28 protein-coding genes and 1 pseudogene are annotated in these 26,298 nt (G+C 72.0%); 11 read left to right on the forward strand and 18 right to left on the reverse strand.

The annotated features are described in order from the left end of the window. Positions 1-17: 17 nt before the first annotated feature. Together AMK24_RS27675 and AMK24_RS27680 are read right to left on the reverse strand one after the other, a co-directional pair. On the reverse strand, positions 18-242 hold the full coding sequence (locus AMK24_RS27675) for a hypothetical protein (protein ID WP_073771627.1): 225 nt from the start codon (positions 240-242) through the stop codon (positions 18-20). A 66-nt stretch (positions 243-308) separates the two neighbouring features. Beyond that, the gene (locus AMK24_RS27680) at positions 309-803 is read right to left on the reverse strand and encodes a hypothetical protein (RefSeq protein WP_073771628.1); all 495 of its coding nucleotides are present in this window, start codon (positions 801-803) and stop codon (positions 309-311) included. Between the two features lie 119 nt (positions 804-922). On the opposite strand from AMK24_RS27680, the gene AMK24_RS27685 reads away from it, so the two are divergent. After that, positions 923-1,786: a pentapeptide repeat-containing protein gene (locus AMK24_RS27685; protein WP_073771629.1), complete on the forward strand. Its 864-nt coding sequence runs from the start codon at positions 923-925 to the stop codon at positions 1,784-1,786. A gap of 59 nt (positions 1,787-1,845) precedes the next feature. On the opposite strand, the gene AMK24_RS27690 is transcribed toward AMK24_RS27685, so the two are convergent. After that, positions 1,846-2,352, reverse strand: a complete 507-nt coding sequence (locus AMK24_RS27690; protein WP_073771630.1) for an SRPBCC family protein — start codon at positions 2,350-2,352, stop codon at positions 1,846-1,848. A 219-nt stretch (positions 2,353-2,571) separates the two neighbouring features. Then, positions 2,572-3,228 carry an NADPH-dependent F420 reductase gene (locus AMK24_RS27695; RefSeq protein ID WP_073771631.1) on the reverse strand — a complete coding sequence of 219 codons (657 nt, stop codon included), beginning with the start codon at positions 3,226-3,228 and terminating at the stop codon, positions 2,572-2,574. 320 nt (positions 3,229-3,548) lie between these two features. Between AMK24_RS27695 and ctaD the strand changes: the two genes are divergently transcribed. Both ctaD and AMK24_RS27705 read left to right on the forward strand, forming a co-directional pair. Next, positions 3,549-5,279 (forward strand): aa3-type cytochrome oxidase subunit I, encoded by a 1,731-nt coding sequence (gene ctaD / locus AMK24_RS27700; RefSeq protein ID WP_073771632.1) that lies wholly within the window; start codon positions 3,549-3,551, stop codon positions 5,277-5,279. A gap of 47 nt (positions 5,280-5,326) precedes the next feature. Beyond that, the gene (locus AMK24_RS27705) at positions 5,327-5,668 is read left to right on the forward strand and encodes a hypothetical protein (protein WP_073771633.1); all 342 of its coding nucleotides are present in this window, start codon (positions 5,327-5,329) and stop codon (positions 5,666-5,668) included. Between the two features lie 151 nt (positions 5,669-5,819). On the opposite strand, the gene AMK24_RS27710 is transcribed toward AMK24_RS27705, so the two are convergent. From AMK24_RS27710 to AMK24_RS27735, 6 genes are all read right to left on the reverse strand, one after another. Then, a complete protein-coding gene (locus AMK24_RS27710) occupies positions 5,820-6,197 on the reverse strand; it encodes a VOC family protein (protein WP_073771634.1) in 378 nt (125 codons plus the stop codon). A gap of 375 nt (positions 6,198-6,572) precedes the next feature. After that, positions 6,573-8,189 (reverse strand): sigma-70 family RNA polymerase sigma factor, encoded by a 1,617-nt coding sequence (locus AMK24_RS27715; protein ID WP_073771635.1) that lies wholly within the window; start codon positions 8,187-8,189, stop codon positions 6,573-6,575. A 287-nt stretch (positions 8,190-8,476) separates the two neighbouring features. Continuing rightward, positions 8,477-8,671 (reverse strand): antitoxin, encoded by a 195-nt coding sequence (locus AMK24_RS27720; RefSeq protein WP_073771636.1) that lies wholly within the window; start codon positions 8,669-8,671, stop codon positions 8,477-8,479. A 308-nt stretch (positions 8,672-8,979) separates the two neighbouring features. After that, complete coding sequence (locus tag AMK24_RS27725; RefSeq protein WP_199876512.1) at positions 8,980-9,996, reverse strand: MASE1 domain-containing protein; 1,017 nt, start codon at positions 9,994-9,996, stop codon at positions 8,980-8,982. Positions 9,997-10,059: 63 nt separating this feature from the next. Further along, positions 10,060-10,893: a PP2C family protein-serine/threonine phosphatase gene (locus tag AMK24_RS27730; RefSeq protein WP_073771638.1), complete on the reverse strand. Its 834-nt coding sequence runs from the start codon at positions 10,891-10,893 to the stop codon at positions 10,060-10,062. A 111-nt stretch (positions 10,894-11,004) separates the two neighbouring features. Next, positions 11,005-11,625, reverse strand: a complete 621-nt coding sequence (locus tag AMK24_RS27735) for a DinB family protein (protein ID WP_073771639.1) — start codon at positions 11,623-11,625, stop codon at positions 11,005-11,007. Between the two features lie 142 nt (positions 11,626-11,767). On the opposite strand from AMK24_RS27735, the gene AMK24_RS27740 reads away from it, so the two are divergent. From AMK24_RS27740 to AMK24_RS27755, 4 genes are all read left to right on the forward strand, one after another. Beyond that, complete coding sequence (locus AMK24_RS27740; RefSeq protein ID WP_073771640.1) at positions 11,768-12,037, forward strand: hypothetical protein; 270 nt, start codon at positions 11,768-11,770, stop codon at positions 12,035-12,037. 247 nt (positions 12,038-12,284) lie between these two features. Further along, complete coding sequence (mptB, locus tag AMK24_RS27745) at positions 12,285-13,790, forward strand: polyprenol phosphomannose-dependent alpha 1,6 mannosyltransferase MptB (RefSeq protein ID WP_073771641.1); 1,506 nt, start codon at positions 12,285-12,287, stop codon at positions 13,788-13,790. 311 nt (positions 13,791-14,101) lie between these two features. Beyond that, the gene (locus tag AMK24_RS27750) at positions 14,102-15,778 is read left to right on the forward strand and encodes an ABC-F family ATP-binding cassette domain-containing protein (protein WP_073771642.1); all 1,677 of its coding nucleotides are present in this window, start codon (positions 14,102-14,104) and stop codon (positions 15,776-15,778) included. A 44-nt stretch (positions 15,779-15,822) separates the two neighbouring features. Further along, positions 15,823-16,389 (forward strand): AAA family ATPase, encoded by a 567-nt coding sequence (locus tag AMK24_RS27755; RefSeq protein ID WP_073771721.1) that lies wholly within the window; start codon positions 15,823-15,825, stop codon positions 16,387-16,389. Positions 16,390-16,448: 59 nt separating this feature from the next. Here the strand turns inward: AMK24_RS27755 and AMK24_RS27760 are convergent, their stop codons facing one another. The 5 genes from AMK24_RS27760 to AMK24_RS27780 form a co-directional block, all read right to left on the reverse strand. Beyond that, entirely contained in the window at positions 16,449-16,673 is a 225-nt protein-coding gene (locus tag AMK24_RS27760) for a hypothetical protein (protein WP_073771643.1), read from the reverse strand. A 117-nt stretch (positions 16,674-16,790) separates the two neighbouring features. Then, entirely contained in the window at positions 16,791-17,411 is a 621-nt protein-coding gene (locus tag AMK24_RS27765) for a hypothetical protein (protein ID WP_073771722.1), read from the reverse strand. Positions 17,412-17,481: 70 nt separating this feature from the next. Further along, entirely contained in the window at positions 17,482-18,102 is a 621-nt protein-coding gene (locus AMK24_RS27770; RefSeq protein WP_073771644.1) for an L-threonylcarbamoyladenylate synthase, read from the reverse strand. Positions 18,103-18,228: 126 nt separating this feature from the next. Next, the gene (locus AMK24_RS27775) at positions 18,229-19,245 is read right to left on the reverse strand and encodes a hemolysin family protein (protein ID WP_073771645.1); all 1,017 of its coding nucleotides are present in this window, start codon (positions 19,243-19,245) and stop codon (positions 18,229-18,231) included. Next, positions 19,242-20,579: a hemolysin family protein gene (locus AMK24_RS27780; protein ID WP_073771646.1), complete on the reverse strand. Its 1,338-nt coding sequence runs from the start codon at positions 20,577-20,579 to the stop codon at positions 19,242-19,244. Before AMK24_RS27780 ends, AMK24_RS27775 begins: the two co-directional genes overlap by 4 nt. A 405-nt stretch (positions 20,580-20,984) precedes the next feature. On the opposite strand from AMK24_RS27780, the gene AMK24_RS27785 reads away from it, so the two are divergent. From AMK24_RS27785 to AMK24_RS34945, 4 genes and pseudogenes are all read left to right on the forward strand, one after another. Then, complete coding sequence (locus AMK24_RS27785) at positions 20,985-21,416, forward strand: hypothetical protein (protein WP_073771647.1); 432 nt, start codon at positions 20,985-20,987, stop codon at positions 21,414-21,416. Positions 21,417-21,571: 155 nt separating this feature from the next. Further along, positions 21,572-21,739: a DUF6381 family protein gene (locus tag AMK24_RS34335; RefSeq protein WP_199876513.1), complete on the forward strand. Its 168-nt coding sequence runs from the start codon at positions 21,572-21,574 to the stop codon at positions 21,737-21,739. Between the two features lie 435 nt (positions 21,740-22,174). Next, on the forward strand, positions 22,175-22,660 hold the full coding sequence (locus AMK24_RS27790; protein WP_143203732.1) for a hypothetical protein: 486 nt from the start codon (positions 22,175-22,177) through the stop codon (positions 22,658-22,660). 328 nt (positions 22,661-22,988) lie between these two features. Further along, positions 22,989-23,220 (forward strand): annotated as a pseudogene (locus AMK24_RS34945) (transposase); the annotation flags it as partial. 65 nt (positions 23,221-23,285) lie between these two features. Here the strand turns inward: AMK24_RS34945 and AMK24_RS34345 are convergent. The 3 genes from AMK24_RS34345 to AMK24_RS34010 form a co-directional block, all read right to left on the reverse strand. Further along, a complete protein-coding gene (locus AMK24_RS34345) occupies positions 23,286-23,702 on the reverse strand; it encodes a hypothetical protein (protein WP_199876521.1) in 417 nt (138 codons plus the stop codon). A 96-nt stretch (positions 23,703-23,798) separates the two neighbouring features. Then, positions 23,799-25,121 (reverse strand): MFS transporter, encoded by a 1,323-nt coding sequence (locus tag AMK24_RS27800; RefSeq protein ID WP_073771649.1) that lies wholly within the window; start codon positions 25,119-25,121, stop codon positions 23,799-23,801. Next, positions 25,118-26,254, reverse strand: a complete 1,137-nt coding sequence (locus AMK24_RS34010; protein ID WP_073771650.1) for a hypothetical protein — start codon at positions 26,252-26,254, stop codon at positions 25,118-25,120. Before AMK24_RS34010 ends, AMK24_RS27800 begins: the two co-directional genes overlap by 4 nt. Positions 26,255-26,298 lie beyond the last annotated feature (44 nt).

Genomic DNA, 26,298 nt, shown 5'->3' on the forward strand with positions numbered 1-26,298 from the left:
GCTCGTGATCAATACACCTAGCTGCTGCCGGAAAAGCTCGGCCGCAGCTCCCGGACGAGAGCGAACAGCCGGTCCTCGTTGCCCGTCAGCCCCGCACTGCGCAGGGCGTGGTCGGCCTCCCTCATCGGAGAGGTGAGGAGCGGCAGGTGGACCGGAGCGTCACCGGGGTCCGCGAGCGCCGCCCGGGTGGCCTCCAACAGGCGGACGTACGCCTGGGCCGCCGCGCGTTCGACCTGGTCCATCTCAGCATCTCCTCCTCCGAGCCGTCGGACCCCTCAAGCATCCCCCATGGGTCTGACAACGCGTCCTCACGCCCGTCCGCGCCCTGCGGACGGCTCCCCCGGTGGTTCCACCTCCAGATAGCGCCGTCTGCGGGGCCCCCGGTACAGCAACACCGTCCAGCCCAGTTCCCGCAAGGCCGCGGCGCAGCCGGCCAGGGCCTCCTCCTCGTCGTGAACGGCGCCGCTGCCCGGCGGCCCGGCCCACTCGACCCGTACCGCACCCGGCGTCTCCCCGAGGCTCACCCGATAGCCGGCGGTCACGCGCTGCCCCGAGGGGTCCACGGCCGAAGGCGCCGCTCCCGCGTGCTCCAAGGCCAACGCGACCGCCCTGACCGGACGGTTCCGTTCCCACGGGGCGGGCACGGCCAGAGGGTCGGCCTCCCCGGAGCCCGTGAGGCGACGGATCTGCAGCAGCCCCTCGAAAGCGGTGCGCACCGAAGCGGCCCGTGCCGCCGCGGGTCCGACGGGCACGGGCCCGTCACCGGTCGCGGGCTCGAACCCGCTGTTCTCCTCGGCGCCCATACGCCCCCCTCGTCATCCGTTCGCGCCCAGTGTGCCCCCGGCCCCCGCGTAGACTTGCGCGGGCCCCACCCGGCCCCACACCGCCTTTTCCGCAGCAGCGACGCGAGGACCCGCCACCCGTGCCCGACGACATACAGAACCCCCTGGCCGACACCGGACGGGAAGCTCTCCGCGGGGACTGCGCGAACTGCTTCGCTCTCTGCTGTGTCGCCCTCACACTGACGGCCTCGTCGGACTTCGCCATCGACAAGGCGGCCGGACGCCCCTGCACCCATCTGCGGGACGACTTCCGTTGCGGCATCCACACACGGTTGCGCCCGAAGGGCTTCCCCGGTTGCACGGTGTACGACTGCTTCGGCGCCGGCCAGAAAGTCTCCCAGGAGACCTACGGGGGCCGCGACTGGCGGTCGTCCCCCGACCTCGCCGCGCAGATGTTCCAGGTGTTCCCCGTCATGCGGCAGCTCCACGAACTGCTCTGGTACCTCACCGAAGCCCTCGCCCGGCCCGAAGCGCGGCCTCTGCGCGCCGAACTCCGCCGGGCCCTGGAAGCGACCGAGCGGCACACCGCGCGAGCCGCCGTCGACTTCGCCGACCTGGACGTCGCAGGCCACCGGGACCAGGTCGCCGGGCTGCTCCAGCGCACCAGCGAACTCGTCCGGGCCGCCGCGCCGCGCCCCAAGAAGCGCCACCGCCCCGGCGCCGACCTCATCGGAGCCCGGTTGCGCGGGGCGGACCTGCGAGGAGCCGATCTCCGCGGGGCCTATCTGATCGCCGCCGATCTCACCGGCGCCGATCTCCGCCTGGCCGACCTCATCGGTGCGGACTTCCGCGACGCGGACCTCTCGGGCGCCGACCTGGCCGGAAGCCTCTTCCTCACCCAGACACAGGTGAACGCCGCGAAGGGCGACGCGAAGACCGTGCTCCCTCCGTCCCTGAGTCGCCCTGCGCACTGGACCGTGCACGGCGCGTCCGGCGGGTCGTGACCCGGCCCGCCCTCCTCCGGCCCTGATCCGCCGGGCGCCTCGCCAGGACCGCCCGCACGTCAGCCCGCCTCCGCCTCCAGCGCCGCCTTGAGCCGCCCCAGCGTCGTGCGGATGTTGCCGTCCTGGAACCGTGCGAAGGTCTTTCCGCCCGTCGCCGCACGGTCGAAGGCGGCGGCGAGGAAGTCCGGCCAACGGCGACGGTCGTCGGTCCAGGTCTCGGTGACCCGCGTCGCGCCGTCCACCGCCTCGAAGCGGTACTCCCACGTGGCGATCGGCCCCGGAATCAGCGGGCGCCGCAGTCCTATCGCGTGCACCCGGAAGGCGAAGCGCTCGCCCGGGTCGGCGGCCGTCACCGTGCAGCGCGTCGTCCAGCGCACGGCGCCCCGCCTGTTCCGCCCCTCGAAGACCATGCCGACGTAGGCGTCGCGCCGATCACCCCGTACGGTCGCGCCCCGGTTCTCCGGGCTCCAGCGCCCCATCGCCGTGGGGTCGCTGAGCTGCTCGTAGACCCGTGCCGGCGTGGCGTCGATGACGATGCTGCCGGCTACGGACATGGTGCGGGGCATGAGGCGGCTCCTCTTCCACGGCCGTCGACGGACCACTTCCCGACGCCGTACGGACCGTGGGACGGCGACCCGGAGCCCATACCTTACTCAGGAGTAGGTCCGGCTGTTCCCGCGCTGTGAGCATGCTGCCGGGCAGGGCGGCCGGCGGACCGGTCGGGCGCCCCCTCTTCCGCCCGACCGGAGCCTTCGCCCGGTCCCTCTGCCGTGTGCCGTCCGGGGTCAGGCGCGCCACTCCGCCGTGCGCTCCGGCGACGCCTCGGCCAGTGCCTTCACGATGGCGTCGACGTCGCCCCGGTCGCCGTACACCGGTGTACCGGGCTGCTGGCGCCATGAATCGCCCAGGCCGCCGCTGTCGACGGTGTCGAAGCCCAACTCGTCGATGAGGTCGCGCACGGTTCGCTTGGCTGCGGGGTCGTCGCCCGCCACCGGGAGCGCCTGTCGGCCCGGAGTGCCCTGCGGGCGGCCTCGGTCCAGGATGTCCTGGGCGTATGTGCCGTTGAACGCCTTGATCACGGGGTGGCCGATCTGCCGCTCCGTCCACCGGCTCTCGGGCAGACCGTCCTCGATGTCGGCGATGCGCCCGTCACGCTGCGGGTAGTAGTTGCCCGTGTCGATGACCGCGACGCCCTCCGCGGCGCCGTCGAGGAACCCGTCGGGCAGGTCCGGTACGGCCTTGAGCGGCACGGTGACCACGACCACCCGGGCGCCCTTCGCGGCGTCGGCCGCGGCCACGGGCGTCGCCCCCGTCTCCTCGGCGAGGGCGGTGAGCGTGTGGGGGCCGCGGGAGTTGGCGACCGCGACCTCGTGTCCGAGCGCGGTCAGCCGCCGTGTCAGGTTGCCGCCGATGTTGCCCGCGCCGATGATGCCGATCTTCATGGGTCCGGCCTTTCGAAGCTCGTGGGGTGGGGAAGGGAACAGGGGAGATGCGGTTCTGCCCCTGCGCCAACTCCGCTGCGTCCGGGGCTATTCCGTTCTCCCTGAAGGAATACTCGAACGGCTCCGGGACGTTGACGTGAGTTTTCCGCTGCCGCGCCGACGGATGTACAGGGGAGGGCGGATCCGTTCGCCTGTAGGCCGTTCGGGTGTCCTTGGCGGCCGCGTCCGCCGAACGGGGAAGGATGTCCCACCGCACCTGTCGCCGTAGGTCCATTCTGGTCGCCGAGTCCACACGGGCCGTCGAACGAAGGAGCGCCGTAGTGACGACGAGGGGCATCTCGCAACCGGTGGAGAGCGATACCGCCGAAGAGGACGAACTGCCGGTACGCAGCGGGGAACCCGGCAACGTGATCGTCAAGTGGATGACCACGACGGACCACAAGACGATCGGCACGCTCTACCTCGTCACCTCCTTCGGGTTCTTCTGCGTGGGAGGGCTCCTGGCGTTGGCGATGCGCGCCGAACTGGCCCGGCCGGGAATCCAGCTGCTGTCGAACGAGCAGTTCAACCAGGCGTTCACGATGCACGGCACGGTCATGCTGCTGATGTTCGCGACGCCGCTGTTCGCCGGATTCGCGAACTGGATCATGCCGCTGCAGATCGGCGCGCCCGACGTGGCGTTCCCGCGGCTGAACATGTTCGCGTACTGGCTGTACCTCTTCGGTTCACTCATCGCGGTGGCCGGCTTCCTCACCCCGCAGGGCGCCGCCGACTTCGGCTGGTTCGCCTACGCACCGCTCAACGACGCGGTCCGTACGCCGGGCGTCGGCGCCGACATGTGGATCATGGGTCTGGCCTTCTCCGGCTTCGGCACGATCCTCGGCTCGGTCAACTTCATCACCACGATCATCTGCATGCGCGCCCCCGGCATGACGATGTTCCGCATGCCGATCTTCACCTGGAACGTCCTGCTGACCGGTGTCCTGGTCCTGCTGGCCTTCCCGGTCCTCGCCGCGGCCCTGCTGGCGCTGGAGGCCGACCGCAAATTCGGCGCGCACATCTTCGACGCGGCCAACGGCGGCCCCCTGCTGTGGCAGCACCTCTTCTGGTTCTTCGGGCATCCCGAGGTCTACATCATCGCCCTGCCGTTCTTCGGAATCGTCACCGAGATCTTCCCGGTATTCAGCCGTAAACCGGTCTTCGGCTACATCGGCCTGGTCGCGGCCACCATCGCCATCGCCGGTCTGTCCGCGACGGTGTGGGCCCACCACATGTTCGTCACGGGCGGCGTGCTGTTGCCGTTCTTCTCGTTCATGACCTTCCTCATCGCGGTACCGACCGGTGTGAAGTTCTTCAACTGGATCGGCACGATGTGGAAAGGGTCGATCTCGCTGGAGACCCCGATGCTGTGGGCCGTCGGATTCCTGGTCACCTTCCTGTTCGGCGGTCTGACCGGGATCATCCTCGCCTCCCCGCCCCTGGACTTCCACGTCTCCGACTCGTACTTCGTGGTCGCGCACTTCCACTACGTCGTGTTCGGCACCGTGGTCTTCGCGATGTTCGCCGGCTTCCACTTCTGGTGGCCGAAGTTCACCGGCAAGATGCTGGACGAGCGGCTCGGGAAAATGACGTTCTGGACGCTCTTCTTCGGTTTTCACGGCACGTTCCTGGTGCAGCACTGGCTCGGCGCCGAGGGCATGCCGCGTCGTTATGCGGACTACCTCGACGCGGACGGCTTCACCGCGCTGAACACGATCTCGACGATCTCCTCGTTCCTGCTCGGCCTGTCGATGCTGCCGTTCTTCTACAACGTCTGGAAGACCGCGAAGTACGGCAAGAAGATCGAGGTCGACGACCCGTGGGGCTACGGCCGTTCGCTGGAGTGGGCGACCTCCTGCCCGCCGCCGCGGCACAACTTCCTCACCCTGCCGCGGATCCGCTCCGAATCCCCGGCGTTCGACCTGCACCACCCCGCGGTCCGCGCCCTGGCCGACGCCACCAACCGTCCCGACAAGTCCGCGGTCGTCGCTCCGGGGGACCAGCACACGTGAGATCGATCCCGTACCGAGGAGGCGGCGGAGAGGGAGAGGGAGGACGTGTGAAACCGGACAAGGAGAGCGCGCGCGGCCTGGTCCAACTGGAGGGCTTCCTGCTGTGGAGCGCCGAGGTCGAGCAGGCCCGTCGCCAGGCACGCCGGTTCACCGAACAACTGCCCTGGCTGACCACCGCGCAGTGCGAGGACGTAGAACGGGTGTTCATCACCGAACGCGTCGCCGCTGCCCGGGAGTCACTCACCCGCGTCCGTGACCGCGCGGACGAACTGCGCGCGGAGTACGCCGGCCGTTACGCCCGGCTCCGGGCCCGCTGCGTCGCCGTCTCCGCCGGCGCGGTGGGCGCGGCGGCCTGCCTCGGCGCGGCACTGGCACCGGTCCTGCGCTGATCCGGGGGCGGCTCTCAGGACCCGGCCCGGCCTCGGGCGGGGCCCGGTTCCGGAGGGGGCGGAGGGACCGGGCGGACTCCGGGGGGCCCGGCGCGGCCGATCGTCGGCCGTGCCGGGGAGCCCCGGGCCCGGTGAAGCGGAGACGGAGCGGTCAGTGCCGCACGAGGCAGAAGGGGTGCCCGGCGGGGTCGGCGTAGACGCGCCAACCGCGGCTCTCCTCCCCGGCGTCGAGCAGGGAGGCCCCGGCCGCCAGGACCTCGTCGTGCGCCCGTTCCTGATCGGTGACGCCGAAGTCCAGGTGGAACTGTTGCGGCGGATCCTGGGCGGGCCAGTGCGGCGGCCGGTGGTCCGCCACCCGCTGGAACGCGAGGACGAGCCCGCCCGGCGTGTGCAGGGTGGACCAGTCCGCGTCGCACGCCCACCGCCGGTCGGGACGGTCGACCTCCCCGCCGAGCAACGAGGAGTAGAAGCGGGCCAGTTCCTTCGGGTCGCGACAGTCCAGGACCACGCACTCCAGTTCAGCGATCACGACCGCATCTTAAGGACTGTCCCGCAATTCCCGGAGGGCGCACGGCGAGGGCTACGGCACCTCGCGCGTCGTCGGGAACCTCCCCACCCCCAGTATGCGGATGCCCCTCCGCCTTGCGGTGCACGGCATCCGACCCCGCGCGCTGATCCACCGGGAATTGCGGGAGAGCCCATAGGGCCTGTCGTCGCACTGCCGCCTGCCGGGCGGACTCGGTCCTGTTCTCCCGAAGCCACGGTCAAGGGAAGAGTGGCTCTCTGCGATCGGAGCGGCGCCCGGCCGGGGGAGCGGGGCGGGGCCTGGGACTTCGTCGGCCTGGGGGGCGAGGGCGGCGGGGGCTGATCGACGGCTCGGGGGTGCGTCTCGCACCGGGCGTGTTCAGCGCGCGCCGAACACCTGGGTCCACACGGGACCGCCCCCGGAGTCCTGTTTCCCCACGCCGATCTCCTTGAACGAGCAGTTCAGGATGTTGGCCCGGTGCCCCGGGCTGTCCATCCACGCCCGCATCACATCGGCCGGGGTGCGCTGGCCCTTGGCGATGTTCTCGCCGTAGGTGGACCACCGGTAACCGGCGGCCGTGATCCGGTCGCCCGGCTCCCTGCCGTCCTGCGAGGTGTGCGAGAAGTAGTCCCGGGCCGCCATGTCGGCGGAGTGCCGCTGCGCCGCCGTGTTGAGCAGACCGTTGACGGAGACCGGACCGCAGCCCTCCTTGGCGCGCTCCGCGTTGACCGACTCGGCGACCTGCTCGGCCGTACCGGTCGGGGCAGGCGGGGCGGGCGGCGCCGGCCTGGGCTCGGGCGGCTTCGGGGCAGGGACGGCGGAGCGGGGGGCGGGCGGTGGCGGAGTGCTCTTCCTCGGCTTCGCCCTGGGCGTACGCGAAGGGCTGGGCGACGCCGACGTGCTGGGGGACGCGGACGCGGAGACCGAGGGGGACGGGGCCGACGGAGGGGAAGCGGAAGCCGACGGCTCGGAAGAAGGAGGAGCCGGCGCGTCCGCCGTGACGGTCGTCGCGTCCCGCTCGTCGCCGTCGGTGTAGAGGTGCACCGCCGCGCCGCCCGTGCCCAGCGCCGCGACCGCCACCACAGCGGCCACGGCCGAGTTGCGGCGGCGTCGCCGCGCCTGCACCCGCCTGCGCTCGGCCCGTCCGGCCCCGGCACCGTCCCCGCCCGGCGCGGGCGCCCGGAGGTGCGCCGCGGTGGCCAGCAGTTCGGGCGCGGCCCCCGCCCCGGCCACGGCGGCCATCGGGACCAGCGCGAGCCCCACGAGCAGCCCTTCGGCGGGCACCAGCCCCGAGCGGAGTCCCGAGCACACCGTGCACTCGCCGGCGTGGCGGGCCAGCCGTTTGCGCCACAGGGCGGAGGGGCGCCCGTCCCAGTCGGCGGCGATGTCGTCCAGCAGCACACAGGAGGGATCGGCGGACAGCGCACTCACCACGACCCGCGCCGCCTCCAACTGCGCCTTCATGCGCTGAACCCGTACGGCGGTGTGCTGGGGGGTGAGCTGGAGCGCGGCGGCGACCTCGGCCCGGGACAGATGCCCGGCGGTCTCCAGCCACCACAGGGACAACAGGGCGCGGTCGTCCTCGTCCAGCCAGCGTGTCGCCTCCGCCGTCTGCCTCCGTTGGCCGGTCAGGCCGAGCTCCAGAATCGTCGCCTCGACGAAGTCCGCGCGGGGGTCGGGCAGGTCGTACGCAGCGTCCAGCCGGTCCGCGGCTATCGCCCCCGACTGCTTCTCGCGCCAGTGCGTACGTATCTCGTTCATGGCTATCGCCACCAGCCAGGAACGGAAACTCTCCGGGGCCCGCAGGTCGGGCAGGCCCCGAAGCATGCGCAGCACCGTCTCCTGCACCACGTCGTCGACGTCCGCGTGACCGTTCAGCGCGCGTCCGACGACGTTGTAGAGCAGTGGCAGGTACGCCGAGACGAGCTGGTCCTTGGCCCGCTGGTCGCCGCTTCGTGCCGCCGCGATCAAGACCGTCGGGTGATCCTTGCCCATGCTGTGCTCACTCTTCCGGGGTCCGGTGCTGTCACTTCCCACACGTGGGAGACGGCGGGCGAGCGGGACGATAACAAGAATCCCGCCGGCAACCCCGGAAACCTTTACCCCCGGCCCCCGATCCCCGGCCTCTCCGCCACGGGCCCTCGCGAAGGCGCTCCGCGAAACCGGGCGGACGCGCTCCGCGCGCCGGCCCGGGCCACGGCCCACCTCCACCGTGGCCCGGACCGGCGCGCGGGACGGGCGGACGTCCGGGCGACGGCCGCCCGGGCCCCGCGGGGGACGACTCAGCCGCGCGGCGGCCCGTCCTGGTCGCGCTCCGTCCCGAACTGCTGCTTCAGCCTGTCCTGAGCGGTGTCGACGTGCTTCCGGTACTTGCCCTGCGTACGGTCGTCGACCATGTCGCCGGCCTTGTCGATCCCCTTGCCGGCCTGGTCCTCGTGGCCCTTGAGCATCTTCTTGATCTTGTCCAGTGCGGACATGCGTCCTCCTCGTCGATGCTGCTCCCCCCACCCACCAAGGGTCACCGCCCGGGGCGCTGCCCGCATCCGCGCCGGGCCTCCGGCGGGCCGGCGGGACGGGAGGCCAGGTGTGAACCCGCGCCGGCTGGGCACATACCGGGTTACCAGGAGGAGGTGGTGGCATTGGGCCGCATCCGAGTCGTCGTCCGTCGTTCCCCGCCCCCCTCGGGGCCGCCGCCGCTCGACCTGCGCACTCCCTCAGGCCGCCCCCTTCCGTACTGACCGCCGACGCCACCGATCCCTGCGGGTTCCGGTGGCGTCCGTGCGTGCTAGGGGCGGGCGCCGCCGTCCGGCGGACCGTGGCGGCGCTGCCGGTCCTTGTGCCGCGCCGAGGCCGGCCCCGACAGCGGTGCGAGCTGCTCCACCAGGGCCTCCAGCTCCTCTACGGCGTACTCCGTCTCACGGCGCATGTTCTTGTGCTCCGCCACGATGGCGCCGAGCAGCAGTGCGGTGAGGGCGACGCACCCGTTGAGCAGCGAGAGGTTGACCATGATCTCCATCAGGCTGTGACCCGCGAACGGCCCCAGGGCATCCGTCCCGGCGACGGTGGCCAGCACCGAGACGACCAGGGCGCACGGAGCGCTGCCGGGCAGCTGGAAGCGCAGAGCCGCCCAGATGATCACCGGGAACACCAGGTAGATCATCGACAGCGGGCTGCGTGTGGCGATCAACGACGTCACGACCACGACGACTGCGAGGACCGACGCCTCCAGCCACCGGTCGCTCGGGCGCGGCCACCGAACCCTTCGCAGGACCAGCAGCGCGGGGGCGACCACCAGGACCCCCATCGCGTCCCCCGCCCACCAGGACGACCAGACCAGCCAGAACCGGCCCGGCGGCACCTTTCCGTCGAACATCAGCGTGAGGCTTCCGATGGTGGAGCTGAGCAGCATCCCCGCGAACGCGCCGAGGAACACCAGGCAGACCCCGTCCCGCAGCCGGGCCAGCTCGATACGGAAGCCCACTCTCCGCAGCAGCGCGTACGAGGCCAGCGGTGCGACCGTGTTGCCGGACACGATGGCCAGAAGGCCGAGGGTGAACGCGTCGCCGATCCCGGAGACCGTGAGGAGGGTTCCCAGGGCGATGCCGGGCCAGACCCGGACGCCCAGGCACAGCAGTGCGGCCAGGGCGATCCCGGTGGGGGGCCACAGCGGCGTGACCACCGCCCCGTCCAGGACGACCTGGCGCATCAGCCCGACCCGCCCGGCCAGGAAATAGGCGCCGGTCACACCCAGGACCTGCGCCACGTACACGGCCCGACGTCTGGCATCCCCGCTACGGATCACCCACTCATCAGACACCGGCCGCGGCGGGAGTCGGCCGGTGACACGCGCGGTACGGCCCCGTCGTCACCGGGGTCCGCCGCGGGCGGCCTCGTGTCGCAGCACCAGTACGGCGGCGTCGTCCTCGTGGCCCGTCTCCTCCGCCGCGCCCAGCACCAGGTGGGCCAGCTGGGCCGCGTCGGCCCCGATGTGCGCGGTGACCAGGCGCCGTACCCGTTCGAGACCGTCCTCGATCAGCAGCGAAGGGCCCTCGACCACCCCGTCCGTGAGCAGCACGATCGCCCCGTCGGAGTCGAGGGTGCGCCGGGTGACGGGATAGCTCTCGCCGGGTTCGATGCCCAGCGGCAGGCCGCCGGGGTCCTCGGTGACGCCGGACCTGCCCTCCGCGGTGGCCCACACGCACGCCACATGGCCGGCCCGCGCGCTGTGCAGCTCCCAGGTCACAGGGTCGAGCCGCAGGAAGGTGCAGGTCGCGAAGAGCCCCGAGTCCACGGACAGGAGCAGGTCGTTCGTCCGGCCCAGGATCTCGCCGGGATCGGAGGCGGTGCCCGCGATGGCCCGCATCGCGATGCGCACCTGCCCCATGAAGGCCGCCGCCTCGACGTCATGTCCCTGCACGTCGCCGACGGCGAAGCCGAGGGCCCCGTCCGCGAGGGGGAAGCCGTCGTACCAGTCGCCGCCGATGTCCAGGCCGTGGCGGGCGGGCGCGTAGCCCGCCGCCGGCCGGAGACCGGGAAGGGCGGGCAGCGCCGCCGGAAGCATGTCGCGCTGGAGCGCTTGGGCCAGCTCCACCCTGGCCTGGTGGAACTCCACTTCGCGCCGAGCTCGGGCGGTGAGGTCCTGCAAGGTGTTGAGCAGATCTTCGGAACTGGCCGAGCGGGGAGTCCGACGCCGGTTCATGTGCCGCTCCGCAGTGCGATATGTCCCTGAATCATATAGTGGGCACCCCCCAGGCGGCCACCGTGACGACGGTGGGGCCGCCCCGCCGGCCGGACGGGGCTCCCCGGCCGTTCAGGACGGCCGGGCGCGGTACAGATCGCGGAGCAGGGCGATCTCCGCGCCGTGGTGCAACACCTCCTGGTTGACCCACCAGACGATGTCGACGAACGGATCCTCGGCGTCGCTGCCGTTCGGATACGTGCTGTACCCGACGGTGTCCAGAGCGCTTTCGTCCACAGTCAGGAGGACTTCGCGCCAGGCGGCGGACGCGGACTCGAAGGCGGCCACCGCGCCGGCGGCGTCCCCCGGCGTGCGGTGGTCGTCACGCGTCAACGACCCGGTGCCCCGGGTGTGATCGGCCCGGAGGGTGAGCATCTCGCAGAGGTGGCTCAGCCGCCACGCGAGGGTGGTGAACGGCGGAGGGAACGGATGCGGCGAGCCCGCCGAGTCCCGCCCCCACTCACCGGCCCCCGCCAGCACGGTCGCCCGTGCCCCGGGGCCGTCGCCGCGCCGGCGGACGGACCAGCAGTCGGGCAGGGGTTCCCAGAGGTACTCCTCGTCGCCGAACGGGGTGACACCGATATCGACGCCGTTGCCGCTGTCCATGACGGGTCCGGCAAGGCGGGCGAGGAGCCGTTCGCAGGCGAAGTCGTACTGCTCCAGCAGGGGGATCAGGCGTGGAGGGAGGGCCATCGGGGGAGCGTGCCACAGACCGCGGGCGGACGCGCCCCCCTCGGCGGATCCCGCCGACCGGATCGACGGCGGGGCCGCGCGGGGGCGGCCGGATGGACCCTCGTACCGAGCCGTTGTCAGTGCCCGGTGGGATGCTGCCCGCATGGACGAGCTGATGAGGCAGCGGCGGGTGTACGGCGCCGACCACGACGATCCCTGCCCCGGTCCGAGGCCGGGACACGACTACCGCGAACTGGTCGGCGGCCCGCTCGACGGACTGCTGCTCGACGTGACGGGGTGGGACGACGCCGATCTGCGCGACGGCGTCGGGCTGGTCACCGAGATCGGCGCCTACGGGCCCGGCGGACGCGCCGAGTACGGGCCCCGGTCGCCGGACAGCCACCAGTGGGACTGGCGCGGCGACGTGCGCTGACGGGGGTCGGGCGGTGGTGAACGGGGCCGGACCCGCGGCATACGGGGGTGGGGGCCGCCGCTCCGGCCGCTGAGCTGCGCCCCCGGGCTCCGGCTCGGAGCATGCCACGGCCGGGCCCGGGCGCCGATGGCCCCCCGGCCCCGGTGACGTCACCCCGGAGGACCGGCCGTCCTCCGGGCCCGGAGCGGCCCGGGCGCCGGGGGAGCGGCTGCGGGCGGGCGCCGGCCGTCCGATAGGTTGACCGGTCATGTGGGCTTTGAGCGCGGTCGGGTACCGCCGACTGGGTGCGGCGGGATCGCTGGGGGTCGTCGGCGGCGGCTGGTTCGCCGGAAAGCTGCCGGTGCACGACCCCTGGGGCGTGTGGGTCGACCACGGGTCCGCCGTGAAGGCGGCCGGTGCGGCCCTCGCCTACGTCGGACTGACGGTGCTCGTCGTGGCCTGGTGGCAGTACGGCAGGAGCGCCTCCACGACCCGGGAGACCCTGGTCGCCCTCGCCTGGTGGACCGCTCCGTTCCTCCTCGCGCCCCCGCTCTACAGCGCCGACGTGTACAGCTACATCGCCCAGGGCTCGATGGTCGTCGAAGGGCACGACGTGTACACCTTGGGCCCCTCCGCCCTGGACCCGGGGGGAATCGGCGGGGACGCCGCCGCGAGCGTCGGCAACCACTGGCGGGACACCCCGGCCCCCTACGGCCCGCTCTTCCTGCTGCTGTCCGCCGCCGTCGCCTGGACGACCGGCGGCACGATCGTCCCGGCCGTCCTCGCCCTGCGGCTCGTCGCCCTCCTCTCCCTCGCCCTGATCGTCTGGGCCCTGCGCCGCCTGGCGCGCGAGCACGGCCGCAGCGAGAGCAGGGCCCTGTGGCTCGGCGCGCTCAACCCGCTGCTGCTGATGCACGTGGTCGGCGGCGTCCACAACGACGGGCTGATGATCGGCCTGATGCTCGCCGGTGTCGTGCTCGCCCTGCGCGGCAGGTGGATCACCGGCAGCGCCCTGGTCGGCCTCGCCATGATGGTGAAGTCGCCCGCCGCCGTGTCGCTCCTGTTCATCGGCGTCCTCGTGCACGCCGCCGCGACCGGCCCCCGGTGGCGCCGCTGGGCCAAGGGCCTTCTCGGGCCCGGCCTGGTCGCCTGCGCCGTCGCCGGAGGGGCGACGCTGATCAGCGGCACCGGGTTCGGCTGGCTCCACACCCAGGGCGTCGCCGCGAACATCCACACCGCGCTCTCCGCCACCAGCGACCTCGGCCTCGGACTCGGTGAGCTGGCCCATCTGTTCCTGGACGTCGACGCGGACCCGGTCAAGTCCGCCGTGCAGACGCTGGGCCTGGCGGTCGCGATCGGCCTGATCCTCGTGCTGGCCCGGCGCGCGATGCGGGGCGGTATCACGGCGGCCCACGCCCTGGGTCTGTCGCTGTTGCTCCTGGTCGCCCTGTCGCCCATGGTCCAGCCCTGGTACCTGCTGTGGGGCATGGCCGTGGTCGCCGCGACCGAGCAGTACGGCCGCCTCTCCGCCGTCCTGACCGTCCTCTCGGCGGCCCTGGTCTACGAGACCCACCCCATGGGGGCGACCCCGCCCTACGGGTTCGTCCTCGCCGGTTTCGCCGTCCTCCTCGGCGTCCTCACGATCCGCCGGGCGCCCGTCGTGCCGCCCGGGGCCCTCCTGCCCGGTCAGCGCGGACCCGTGAACTCCCCGGCCGACGAGGGCGTTCCCGCCGCTTCCTCCGAGCGGAGCCCGACCGCGCGGACCCCCGCGTGAACAATTCCCTCGACGCCCGCGAAGACCGTCGGCTACGCTGATCCCGTCCTGTTGTCTCCGATAGAGGTGGACGTTGCGCATCTGAGGTCCGCGATCATCGCGCGGTACGGCCCTGGCCCGTACACGGTCACGACGTTGTCGGCATGTCCGCCGTCCGTGGCTTCCGCGTGGATGCGACCTCGGTGCTGAGCCGTCCCTCTCCCTTCGCAGGACTGTTCTCCCCACCGCCTCCGGCCCTCCTCGGCCGGGTCGCCGCGTGCTGTTCGCATACGAAGCCCCCGGTTCCTCCGCTTCCGACTGCGAGAATTCCCATGAGCCATCCCACCGCGCCCGGCGCCTCCCTCACCGCCTCCAACGTCACCTACCAGTGGCCGGACGGCACCACCCTCTTCGACGGGCTCTCCCTCACCGTGCCCCGCGGCCGCACCGGTCTGGCCGGCGCCAACGGGGCCGGGAAGTCCACCCTGCTCCGCCTGTTCGCCGGACACCTGCGTCCCTCGGCGGGGTCCGTCACCGTCGGCGGAAACCTCGCCCACCTGCCGCAGAACATCACCCTGGACACCTCCCTGCGCGTGGACGCGGCCCTCGGCATCGCCGAGCGGCGGGCCGCCCTGCGCGCCATCGAGGCCGGGGACGTACGCGAGGAGCACTTCGAGACGGTCGGCGACGACTGGGACGTCGAGGAACGCGCCCTGGCCACCCTCGGCGCCCTCGGACTCGGCGCGGTCGACCTGGACCGCACCGTCGGCCGGCTGTCCGGCGGGGAGACGGTCCTGCTGCGCCTGGCGGCGCTGCTCCTGGAACGCCCCGACGTGCTCCTCCTCGACGAACCGACCAACAACCTCGACCTGTTCGCCCGCCGCCGGCTGTACGACGCGGTCGAGTCCTGGCGCACCGGCATCCTGGTCGTCGTCAGCCACGACCGGGACCTGCTGGAGCGGGTCGACCGCATCGCCGAACTGCGAGCCGGCTCCGTGAGCTGGTACGGGGGCGGCTGGTCGGCGTACCAGGAAGCCCTCGCCACTCAGCAGGAGGCGGCCGGACGGATGCTGCGCGCCGCCGACGCCGACGTACGCCGTCAGCAGCGGGAACTGGAGGAGGCCCGGATCAAGGTGGCCCGCCGCCAGCGCCACGACAGGAAGCTGGACTCCCAGCGAAAGGCCCCGCGCATCGTCGCCGGGGAGCGCAAGCGCTCCGCCCAGGAGTCCGGGGACCGGTTGCGCGGACTGCACGAGAGTCGCCTCGACGAGGCGCGCGAGCGCAGGGAGGAGGCCGCCGAGGCCGTCCGCCGGGACGCCGAGATCAAGGTGAGCCTGCCCCACACCGCCGTACCCGCGGGCCGCACCGTCCTGACCGTACGAGACCTCACCCTCCCCTACGGCCGACTGAGCGGAGGCAGCCTCCAGGTGCAGGGTCCCGAACGCATCGCCCTGCTCGGCCGCAACGGGGCCGGCAAGACGACCCTGCTGCGCACCATCACCGGGGAGCTCGCGCCGCTCACCGGGGAGGCCACGGCGGCGGTACCGCTGAAGTTCCTGCCGCAGCGACTGGACGTCCTCGACGACACCCTGAGCGTCGCCGACAACGTCGCCCGCACCGCCCCGGGCACCACCGACAACCAGATCCGCTCCCAGCTCGCCCGGTTCCTCTTCAAGGGGGCCCGCGCCGAACAGCCGGCCGGCACTCTGTCGGGCGGCGAACGCTTCCGGGCCGCGCTCGCGGCCACCATGCTCGCCGCCCCCGCCCCGCAGCTGCTCCTGCTGGACGAACCGACGAACAACCTCGACGTGGCCAGCGTGCGGCAGCTGACGAGCGCCCTGGAGTCCTACGAGGGCGCGCTCCTCATCGCCGGCCACGACCTGCCGTTCCTGGAGTCCGTGGGCATCACCCGGTGGATCCTGCTGGACGACGCCCTGCGCGATACCGATCCCGAGGAGATTCGCGAGCTGTTCGGAAGCCCGGATTCCGCCCCGGCGGGACCGGCGTGACGCCCACCGCGCGATCGGAGGAGAAGAAGATGGAGGAGATCCCGATGGGCGCCGGCCTCGGTCCCTGTGTCGTCCTGATCACCGGGGTGATGGCCGCCGGGAAGTCCACGGTGGCCCAACTCCTGGCGGAGAGTCTGCCGCGAGCGGTCCACGTGCGCGGCGACGTCTTCCGCCGCATGATCGTCTCCGGCCGGGCGGAGATGGCGCCCGACGAGGCGGAGGAGGCGCGCAGCCAGCTCGACCTGCGCCAACGGCTCTCGGCCCAGGTGGCCGACGCCTACGCGGACGACGGCTGGACGGCGGTCGTCCAGGACATCGTGCTCGGCGACGACCTGCCCCGCTATGTCGACCGGGTCCGCACCCGCCCCCTGCACGTCGTCGTGCTGGCCCCCTCGCCCGAGGCCGTGCGCACGCGGGAGGCCGGACGGGGCAAGACGGGGTACGGGGAGTGGACGGTCGAGGCGTTCGACGCGCATCTGCGGAGCGGAACGCCTCGCATCGGCCTCTGGCTGGACACCTCGGGGCAGACGCCCGAGGAGACGGTTGCGGCCGTCCTCGACGGCCTGCGCGGGGGAGCCGGGGATCCGGGGCGGTGGTCGCAGGAGGTGTGACCGGGGGCGGGGCGGGAAGACGGGAAGAGAGGCCGCTGCCCGGCAAGGCGGGCGACGGGTCAGGCCGCTTCGTAGTGGTGGGCCCGCCCGCCCCGCCATTCCACCCAGACCGGGTTGTCGAGCAGCCGGCCCGCTTCTTCGAGGCCGGCCCCGCTCAGGAACACGATCACGTCGCGGTCGCTGTGGGCCAGCCCGAGTATCTCGTCCCGGCCTTCGTAGTGCGCGGTCACCCGACGGCCGCCCGACGGGGTCGGCCGGTGGATGACGATCGGGGGAGTTGCCATGGCTCCACCCTGCTCCGCGCCCCGCACCCCCGCATCCCCGGCCGGCCCCCTCCGCGAGCGGGCCCGAGGGGCCCCGCGAAAGGCTCCGGCCCCTTCCCGGAGGGGCCGCGGCGGCCCTCACCGACCGGAGGGGGCGAGTTCCACCGTTGTGGTGACGCGGACCAGGGAGGGGCGCCTCGGAGCGGAACCGAAGCCGAAGGCGACCGGCGGGTCGAGCGGGCCGAGCCGCCCCAGGCTCACGCCGTCCAGCGTGGCGTCGGCCGCCACGATCGGCCGCAGCCCCCGCGCCCCGTACCACTCCCGCCGCCCCGGACCCGCGTGGCCCAGGGTGCGTACCCCCGGCATCAACAGCCGGGCAGGCCCGTCGCACAGCGCGGCCCAGAGCGGGCTGCGGGCGAGCGGGGCCGGTACGGCGGACAGCAGCAGGCCGAGGGCGGACCGGCGGCCGGCCCGCAGCCGCAGCCGCAGGGGGCCCGCCTCGACCAGCCAGCTCTCCCCGGTGACGGCGACCGCCACGGGGACCACCTCGACACGGTCGAAGCGGTAGGTGGCGGCGACGAAGTCCGCGATCCGCCGGGACGGTGCCAGCAGGACGCGCCGGCCCCCGGGATGCTCGACCATCACGTCGCTGAACGCCCCGAAGGGGGAACGCGGCCAGTGCCCGACCACCAGCCGGACCCCCGAGGTGGTGCCCACACCGGCGATCCAGCCGTCGAACCGCAGCCGTTCACCCGTCACGCCCACCAGTCTGCCCCGCCGCTCGCGCCGGGGCAGCCCCGATGAGCGGGTGAGCGGCGTGCCGGGCGGCCTACTCGAAGCGGGACGCGTCCCCGGCCCCGCGCCGTACGATCTCGGGCTCGTCGCCGGAGAAGTCGATGACCGTGGTGGGCTCGGTGCCGCAGTCGCCCGAGTCGAGGACGGCGTCCACCTCGTGGTCGAGCCGCTCCTTGATCTCCCAGCCCTGCGTCATCGGCTCCTCCTCGTCCGGCAGCAGCAAGGTGCTGGACAGCAGCGGCTCGCCGAGCTCGGCCACCAGCGCCTGGGTCACCACATGGTCGGGGATGCGCACGCCGACCGTCTTCTTCTTCGGATGCAGCAGCTGGCGCGGCACCTCCTTCGTCGCCGGGAGGATGAAGGTGTAACTGCCGGGCGTCGCCGCCTTGACCGCCCGGAACACGTCGTTGTCCACGCGGACGAACTGCGCCAGCTGCGCGAAGTCGTGGCACACCAGAGTGAAGTGGTGGCGGTCGTCGAGGTTCCGGATCGTCTTGATCCGGCCGACGGCGTCACGGTTGCCCACCTGGCAGCCCAGCGCGTAGCACGAGTCCGTCGGGTACGCGACGAGCGCACCGGACCGGATGCTGTCGACCACCGTGCTGATGGTGCGGGGCTGGGGATTCGCGGGGTGCACGTCGAAGTACTTGGCCATTCGCCGAGCTTACGCGCTCGGGCGCGAGCGGCCGAGTCCTCTGCCGGGAAGCGGGGGAGGCGGCCGTCGCACGACGGCCGCCTCCCGTTCCGCTTCGACCGCCGGCGTGCACCGCCGACGGGCCGGTCAGACCGCGGCGGCCCCCACCAGCTCGTCCAGCACGTCCTCCATGGTCACGAAACCGATGACCGTGCCCCTGTCCCCGGCGACCGCGGCGAGATGCGTACCGGCGGCCCGCATCGCCGTGAGGGCGTCGTCGAGCGGGGTGTCGATCTCGACCCGGATGACGGGGTGCAGCGCGCTCTTGGGCAGCGCCTCGGTGCGCTCCGCGACACCGAGGGCGTCCTTGATGTGGAAGTAGCCCAGCAGACCGTCGTCGGGGCCGATGACGGGCAGCCGGGAGAAGCCGGAGGAGACCGCGGCCCGCTCCAGCCCCCGCGGGGTGATGCCCAGGTCGACGGTGACGGTCCGGTTCAACGGGACCATCACCTCGCCGACCGGACGGGTTCCGAGCTCCAGCGCGTCCCGCAGACGCTCTCCGTCGGCCGGGGCCAGCAGCCCCGCCTCGCTGGAGTCCTTCACCAGCCGCACGAGCTCGTCGTCGGTGAACACCGAGGCGACCTCGTCCTTCGGTTCCACCTTGAGCAGCCGCAGCAGCGTGTTGGCGAAGGCGTTGACGCCGAAGATGACCGGTCGCAACGCCCGCGTGAGGGCCACCAGGGACGGCCCCAGCGCCAGCGCGGTGGCGACCGGGGCGGCCAGCGCGATGTTCTTCGGGATCATCTCGCCGATGAGCATGTGCAGATACGTCGCCAGGGTCAGCGCGATGACGAACGCGATCGGGTGGACCAGCGCCTCGGGCACGCCGACCGCGTCGAACGGCGGCTCCAGCAGATGGGCGATGGCCGGCTCCGCGACGGCGCCCAGCACCAGCGACGAGATGGTGATGCCGAGCTGGGCGGTGGCCATGGCGGCCGACAGGTGCTCCAGGCCCCACAGGGCGCTCCTGGCCCGTCGGCTGCCCTGCACGGCCTGCGGCTCGATCTGGCTGCGGCGCACGGAGATGAGCGCGAACTCCGCGCCCACGAAGAACGCGTTGGTGAGGAGGGTGAGCGCGCCGATGGCGAGCTGAACGGCGGTCATCGGGCGTCCTCCTCCATGAGGGCGAGCGCCGGGGCGGGCGCGGTGATCCGGACCCGGTCGGCCCGGTGGTGCTCGATGTCGAGCACGTCGAACTGCCAGCCGTCGACCTCGACCCGGTCCGCGCGGACCGGGATGCGGGCCAGCTGGTTGGCGAGCAGGCCGGCGAGGGTCTCGTACGGGCCTTCCGGCGCGCGGAAACCGATCCGGTCGAGCTGGTCCAGCCGGATGCTGCCCTCGGCCTCCCAGACCTGGCGCCCGTCGCCGAGCGGCTCGCCCGGTGCGAGGTCGGGGCGCTCGTGGGGGTCGTGCTCGTCGCGGACCTCGCCGACGACCTCCTCGACGATGTCCTCGACGGTGGCGACGCCCGCCGTACCGCCGTACTCGTCGATCACCACCGCCATCGTCCGACGCTTGCGCAACTGCGCCAGCAGACGGTCCACGGGCAACGAGTCGGGCACCAGCAGCGGCTCGGTGGCCAGCGCCGTGACCGGGGTCCGGGCCCGCTCGGACTCGTCCAGGGCCAGGACGTCGCGGATGTGGACCGTACCGATGACCTCGTCCAGGCTGTCGCGGTAGACCGGGAAGCGGGAGAGGCCGGTGGCCAGCGTGAGATTGGCGGCATCGGCGGCCGTGGCGTGCGCGTCCAGCGCCCGGACGTCGACGCGCGGCGTCATCACGTTCTCCGCGGACAGCTCCGCCAGGTGCAGCGTACGGACGAACAACTCGGCCGAGTCCTGCTCGATGGCGCCCTCGCGGGCGGAGTGCTGGGCGAGCGCGACCAGCTCCTGCGGCGTACGGGCGGAGGCCAGCTCCTCGGCGGGTTCCAGGCCCAGGCGCCGCACCGCGCGGTTCGCCGTGTTGTTGAGGTGCCGGATGAGCGGGGCGAAAGCCGCCGTGAACGCCCGCTGCGGGGTCGAGACGACCTTGGCGACGGCCAGCGGACTGGAGATCGCCCAGTTCTTCGGGACCAGCTCGCCGATGACCATGAGGACCACGGTGGAGACGGCCACACCGATGAGGGTGGCGACCGTGGACACGGCGCCGGCCGGAAGCCCGACGGCCTCCAGCGGGCCGCGCAGCAGCACCGCGAGGGACGGCTCGGCCAGCATGCCGATGACCAGAGAGGTCACCGTGATGCCGAGCTGCGCGCCGGAGAGCTGGAAGGTGAGCCGCTTGGCGGCCTTGAGCGCGCTCTCGGCACCGCGCTCTCCGGCCTGCGCGGCCCGTTCGAGCTCGCCGCGCTCGACGGTGGTCAGCGAGAACTCCGCCGCGACGAACACCGCACAGGCCAGCGTCAGCGCGAGGGCGAGGAGGAGAAGGGCCACTTCGCTCACCGTGTCACCTCCGTCCCCCGGTGCGCAGGGTCAGGGATGACACGGTTCCTACTGGGAGGCTCACCCATTGCGGTGCCGCAGCTCCTTCTCTGTTCGGTCGTCGGGATCGACGGGCGGGGACGGGTGTGAACCCGCCCCTAGATAGTAAAGGGAACGCAAAGCGATCGGGAGTGCCGATCGTCACACGGAGTGCGCCACGGGGCCCGGTACGGCGTTCCGCCCGGACGCCGTACCGGGCCGGGTCCGCGGACAGGCTCACGTGGCCCGGGTCGGACGTTCGCCGGTGGGCGGGTACGAGTCGTACGGGCGCGGCGGCTCGCCCGTTCCGGGCGTTTGCCGGGGATGCGCGGGAAGCCGGGGTAGGAAGTCGGAAGCGAACGGCAGCCCCTGCGGACAAGGAGCCCCATGAACCACCACCCCCGCATCGATCCGAGGCACCAGCGCCCCGAAGGCGTCACCGATGCGACCGTCGAGGCGCTCGGGGCCCTGTCGAAGGCCCTGGAGACCGCTGAGCGCGCTCGTGGCGCCCTCTACGACTTCCACCAGCTCACCGGGAGCGCCGACCTCGCCCTCGACGACGCCGTCCGGTTGCTCCGCGCCGCGGGACACGGACGGCAGGCCGAGCGGGTCGAACGGGAGATCCTCGGCCGCAACGTCATTCCGGGACACTGGACGTTCCAGATCGTCGAGAAGTACAACGCCACCTACTACGACGTCTTCCGGGCGGTCGAGCGCCAGATCACGCAGGAGCTCGCCGAGGGCCGCGACCACCTCTACGAGGCCGAGATGAAGGCGGCCCGCCGGACCGTCGGGCACCCGGACCACACCGCCGACTGACCGGCGGCCGCCGTCCTGCCGGAATCCGCCTCCGCCCACGCCGTCACCACCCGTAGCCGCACGAGATGCGGAGCGGACCGGCTCCGGTGACGCTGGGGCTCCGGTCGCGCACCCATCCCCGGTTGCCGACGGAGGCCCACGACGGAGGACGGCCCATGGACCTGTACGACAGTCCGACGGAGTGGGCGCGCCGCACCCGTGAACGCGCCGAGGAGCTGGGCCGCGCCGCCGACCGGGCCACCGACCCCGAGCACCGGCGGCGGCTGCGGGAGAAGGCCCTGCGGCTGCTGCGCGAAGGACCGGCCGATTCCCGTCCCTTCTAGGCGTATCGGCTCACAGAGGGGTGGAGACGGGTGGTGGGCGGCCAGACCTCGCCGGCCGCTTCGCACGTGGTTCGCGGGGCAACCGGGTCGTCCGAGGAAAGGGTGCGGCCGGGGCGGAACGGATCTTAGGATGAACGCCAGTGATCAGGTGCGCTCGGGCGTCGGTTGAGGGCGTACGCGGGGCACGTGAGTGGACGCGGGCAAAACAGGGGGCGGGGTATGGGCGGGGAACGGCGGGCTCTCCGAACGAGGGCGTGGCTGTGCGCGGCGGTCGTCGCAGTCGGTGTACTGGCGGGCTGCGGCGGCCAGGGGACGGATGACCGCGCCGGGAAGGCGGGTGATCGTGACAGGCCGGCCGGTGAGGATGCTCAAGACCGGCCGTCGGATGCCGACAGGCCGCCCGTCCCGGGCAAGAACCCGACCGACCAGCCGTCGATGCCGAGCCTGCCCCCGGCCAGGAAACCGGTACTCCAGGTGAAGGCCACGTACACCTATACGGTGCGGATCCTCGACGCCACGCTGACGACCGACGTGCCGGGCGACAACCCCCCGCCGGCGGGGACCAAAGCGTTGGCGCTCCTGCTGCGCGTGGAGGCGGAGCCACGCGACCGCAGTATCAAGGCACCCTACGCGAACCTCGGAATCACGTACCCGAGTCTGGACGCCGACAAGGATGCGCGTATCGGGGGTGTGATGGACGGAGCCACGCCTTACCTGACCGAGGACCAGCTGCTCTTCGGCGATGACGGGGCCCGCGGCATCAGCCCGATGTTCGGGGCCCTGGAGGCGAACACCGTGTACTACCACCTGGCCTGGCAGATCGTCTCGGAGGATGCCGACCTGACCGGCGCCTCCCTCTGCGAAGCCCGGCCCAGCGGCGGCGACTGCATACCGATCGGGCCCGTCAAGACCTCCCCCTGAGGAGCGCGCGGCAGGCGACACCGCCGTTCGGGTCACGTCCGGGGCCATATCACCGCGGTACGCGCCGGTCCCGCACGCCCGCCTCCTCCGACGAGGCGCCCGGCGTCGGACGTGGACCCGATCGAACAGACCCGGCCGGACCGGATGAGCACGTTCACCAGCGCACCGAACGGATCGGCTTCACCGGTTCCCCACCACATCGATGAAGTACATCACCGCTGCCCATCCGGGCGGGCGCCCCGACCCGATCCGAGCCTGAACGGATGGCGGCTACCGTTGCCGAGCTTGTTCTGGGAATGGCTGACGCCATGAGGTGCATCGGCCCTGCCTGCCGTGTCTCGCAGGCGAGTTGAGGGTTGCCCGGATCGTGGGGGACTTCACCGTGGATCGTGTCGGGTGACGTGTGGGAGCGGACCGAGCCGCTGCTTCCGAGGAAGGAACGGCGGTTTCGGTATCCCGGCCGTCCTCCGGTCCCGGACCGTCAGGTGCTGTGCGGGATCCTGTACGTGCTGCACGCCGGCATTCAATGGGAACACCTCGCCCAGGAGCTCGGCTCGGGTCGCTGCGGCGCGCCGGTGCCCGGAGCCGGCCTCGATGGCTCCGGACACCGGCTGGGTCACGTCGGTCAGGAGATCGCCGATGGTCCGGGCGTCGTACGCGTCGTCGGAACAGGCGCGGCTTGCCTCGGCAGGACTCGGCTGTCCGGCTGACCGGTTCGTGACGACAGCGTTCGTCGCCCTTTCGCAACGACTCTCGCCGCCTTGTGGGCCTCGCGCTCTGCGAGTGCCGCGTTTCGGGCCTCCGTCTTGCGGTGGTCGCGGCGGCGGTGCGCGATACCGAAAAGGCCGGTGACGAGCAGGCCGGCGGAGATCCAGAGCGGAAACGACATCGTGCCCAGGGTCTGGGCCGTCTGCGCCGGGCCGGCCGAGGCGGCGTACCTGAGGCCGAGCGTGAAGCCGCCGATGGACATGAACACCACGAACCAGGCGGTCGTCCAGGTCGCCATCGGCCCGTCACCGCGGTGCCAGCGGAAGAACCACATCTGTTTCCCTCTCCGGAATGGGCGGGCCAGGATGCCGACTCGGTCACGTGGAGTGCCCGATGTGCCTGCACAGGACCGTGGTTGCCGAGCTGAGCCCTACATGGTGGGCAGGCCTTCGTGCAGGGGCGTGGCGGTGAGGTTCTCCTGGTCCCTCTGGCCGAAGCGGCTCCACAGCGCTGCCGACACCAGCAGTCCAAGGCCGAGGCAGACGAATACCGCGTGGCCGCCGACCAGGTCGAACAGGAAGCCGGCAGCCAGGATGCCCGCTGCGCCGACCACTCGGATGACGGCGTCCAGGAGTCCGTTCCAGGTCCCGAGAACGGCGATCGGCGCGTGCAGTTGGACGATCAGTCCCGCGGAACGGAAGTAGACAGTGGTTCCGAGCCCGAAGGTGATCAGGCCGAGGGCGAGCAGCCAGAGACTTGAGCCGAGCGTCGCTGCGATCAGCGTGCCGGCGCCGGCGAGCGCGGGCGCCCAGCGCATGCTCGCGAAGACGCGGTCCGGACCGGACTTGGCCACGATCAGGCCGCCCAGCACCGCCCCGACGGTGGAGAAGGCGAGGAATGCCCCTGCGCGGGCGGCGGACATGTCCAGGGCTTCTCGCATGAGGGGGAGCCACGACAGGAACAGCGTGGAGAGCGCCAGCACGCTCAGGCAGTGGAAGGCGACGTACCGGCGCCAGGGCCTGCTGGAGACGATCGTGCTCGCCACCTCGCGGCGCGAGGGCAGGGACGGCGAGTGGGCGGTCTCTTCCTTCGGTTCCGTCTCGGTGTCTTCGACCGGTTGTGAGGCGGCGGCGCGTCGAACGGTCATAAGGAGGCCGGCGAACAACGCCAGGGCGAGGATCTGGAATCCCGCCGCGGCGATCAGGCCGCGGGCTCCCGGCAGCACCGCGATGATCAGGCCGGCCACTACGGGCGAGAGGATTTCGCTGGCCGAGCGGGCAGTGGCCGCGATGCCCTGGATCTTGACCAGGGTGTGGCGATCGACGATCCGCGGAAGCAGCACGAACAGTGCCATCCCACCGACGTGGTGGACGAAGTCCACTGCCGCGGCAGCGATCACGATCGTCCACAGATGCGAGGACAGGAACGACGAACTCAGGCCGATGAGTACGAAGATCCCGATTTTGACGAGGTAGGAGACGACGAGGACCTGCCCCGCGTCGCGTCGGTCCAGCAGGGGGCCCATGGCGATGGAGGCGACCACCTCGACGCCGTATCCCACGCAGTAGACGATGCCGATCGTGCTCACCAGGCCGGACAAGTCCAGCGCCAGGTTCGCGAAGGCGATGTCGTAGACGCCTTCGCTCATGGCGGCAACGACGGTGAGGGCCACGTAGAACGCCAGGAGGGCGCCCAGCCAGCGGGGCCAGACGGGTGTCCGCGACTGCTTGGTGGGCGGGGCTGTATGGGTCACCGGTAGGCCAACTCTCGTACGACATCGTCACTCAGCACCTCGCCGGGCGGGGCGAAGCCAGGGTACGGGCCGCCCACGGGAACGGCGGCGAAGAGCTGCGGCAGCCCCGACCGGGCGTTGTGCACTTCGAACTCGACCCGGTAGTGCAGCGCTCCTGCTCCGCGGGCCCGCATCAAGACGCCGGGCTCGATCCGCACCACGGTGCGCGGATCGGAGGGGAAGGGCAGGATCTCCTCGGCGCCGAACGTCGGTGAGTCCGTTCGCCGGTCGATGAGGTGCAGTTCGGCCTCGGGGCTTTCGTACAGCAGGGCGGACAGCCGCAGGGTCATGTTGGGGTGGACGCTGAAGTAGTCCGGCCACTCGGACCGGGGCGGGAAGACCATGGTGTCGGCGAGGCCGCTGGAGACGTTGGCCCCGATACCGAAGGAGTCGTCGCGGATGGCCTGGTAGGAACCGGTCTCCACTGACACCGTGGCGAGCTTCGTGGTGGGCAGTTCCGGCTGGGACAGCGCCCGGTCGACGAAGTAGTGCAACTCCTGGTCGCCGATGGTGGCGGTGCCCACGACGCCTTGTTCCGTCGCTCCCCCCTGCCAGCTGCGCGACACCGCCTTGGCGATCAGGAACTGGGCCGGGACCGGCAGCTCCGTTGTGTTGGCGATGACCTCGGGCCGCGAGGAACGCATCTCCGCAACGGGGTAGGTGGCGTTGTCCTCAAGGGGGTTCCAGGAGGTGGAAAGGTCCTCCGGGGCCAGGACCGAGTAGTCGTTGCGGGTGGTGACGCTCTCGAGGTTTTCGAACCAGTGGGCGTAGCCGGGAGGAATGGCCAGCACGCAGGAGCCGTCGGCCGGCACATCGACCTCCAGCTTCCGGTCGTACTCCGGAGAGTTCGCACGGCAGTCGTACATGTGCACTTTCACCGTCGGTGCGGCGGCGTCCCCGTAGAAGGAGAGCCGGTCGTACTGCCCGAGGTGGATCGCGTACTCCTCGTACGCGAAGTGCGGGCTGTGGACCATGTAGTGATACGGCCGGTCGTTACGTGACGAGCGGATGTGCCGCGCACCGGGCAGGCCAGCGTCGGAGCCGGTGCTGCGGGTCTTGGTCAGCATCAGCTGCGGCTTCGGGAGAGCGGACATGCCGATTCCTCCTGGACGTGCGCGCGGGCGGGGCGCTGCGTGGC

Origin of the sequence: Streptomyces sp. CB02366, assembly GCF_001905905.1 — a bacterium.
Lineage (GTDB): Bacteria > Actinomycetota > Actinomycetes > Streptomycetales > Streptomycetaceae > Streptomyces.

Coding starts and splice junctions, on each gene's coding strand:
- AMK24_RS27680 (WP_073771628.1), bottom strand. CDS start 803: ATGGGCGCCGAGGAGAACAGCGGGTTCGAGCCCGCGACCGGTGACGGG.
- AMK24_RS27735 (WP_073771639.1), bottom strand. CDS start 11,625: ATGGCCCTCCCTCCACGCCTGATCCCCCTGCTGGAGCAGTACGACTTC.
- AMK24_RS27775 (WP_073771645.1), bottom strand. CDS start 19,245: ATGACCGCCGTTCAGCTCGCCATCGGCGCGCTCACCCTCCTCACCAAC.
- AMK24_RS27755 (WP_073771721.1), top strand. CDS start 15,823: ATGGGCGCCGGCCTCGGTCCCTGTGTCGTCCTGATCACCGGGGTGATG.
- AMK24_RS27690 (WP_073771630.1), bottom strand. CDS start 2,352: ATGCCCCGCACCATGTCCGTAGCCGGCAGCATCGTCATCGACGCCACG.
- AMK24_RS34335 (WP_199876513.1), top strand. CDS start 21,572: ATGGACCTGTACGACAGTCCGACGGAGTGGGCGCGCCGCACCCGTGAA.
- mptB (WP_073771641.1), top strand. CDS start 12,285: ATGTGGGCTTTGAGCGCGGTCGGGTACCGCCGACTGGGTGCGGCGGGA.
- AMK24_RS27720 (WP_073771636.1), bottom strand. CDS start 8,671: ATGTCCGCACTGGACAAGATCAAGAAGATGCTCAAGGGCCACGAGGAC.
- AMK24_RS27675 (WP_073771627.1), bottom strand. CDS start 242: ATGGACCAGGTCGAACGCGCGGCGGCCCAGGCGTACGTCCGCCTGTTG.
- AMK24_RS27760 (WP_073771643.1), bottom strand. CDS start 16,673: ATGGCAACTCCCCCGATCGTCATCCACCGGCCGACCCCGTCGGGCGGC.
- AMK24_RS27770 (WP_073771644.1), bottom strand. CDS start 18,102: ATGGCCAAGTACTTCGACGTGCACCCCGCGAATCCCCAGCCCCGCACC.
- AMK24_RS27695 (WP_073771631.1), bottom strand. CDS start 3,228: ATGAAGATCGGCATCATCGGCGCGGGCAACATCGGCGGCAACCTGACA.
- AMK24_RS27740 (WP_073771640.1), top strand. CDS start 11,768: ATGGACGAGCTGATGAGGCAGCGGCGGGTGTACGGCGCCGACCACGAC.
- AMK24_RS27785 (WP_073771647.1), top strand. CDS start 20,985: ATGAACCACCACCCCCGCATCGATCCGAGGCACCAGCGCCCCGAAGGC.
- AMK24_RS34010 (WP_073771650.1), bottom strand. CDS start 26,254: ATGTCCGCTCTCCCGAAGCCGCAGCTGATGCTGACCAAGACCCGCAGC.
- AMK24_RS27750 (WP_073771642.1), top strand. CDS start 14,102: ATGAGCCATCCCACCGCGCCCGGCGCCTCCCTCACCGCCTCCAACGTC.
- AMK24_RS27715 (WP_073771635.1), bottom strand. CDS start 8,189: ATGGGCAAGGATCACCCGACGGTCTTGATCGCGGCGGCACGAAGCGGC.
- AMK24_RS34345 (WP_199876521.1), bottom strand. CDS start 23,702: ATGTGGTTCTTCCGCTGGCACCGCGGTGACGGGCCGATGGCGACCTGG.
- AMK24_RS27730 (WP_073771638.1), bottom strand. CDS start 10,893: ATGAACCGGCGTCGGACTCCCCGCTCGGCCAGTTCCGAAGATCTGCTC.
- AMK24_RS27790 (WP_143203732.1), top strand. CDS start 22,175: ATGCCGAGCCTGCCCCCGGCCAGGAAACCGGTACTCCAGGTGAAGGCC.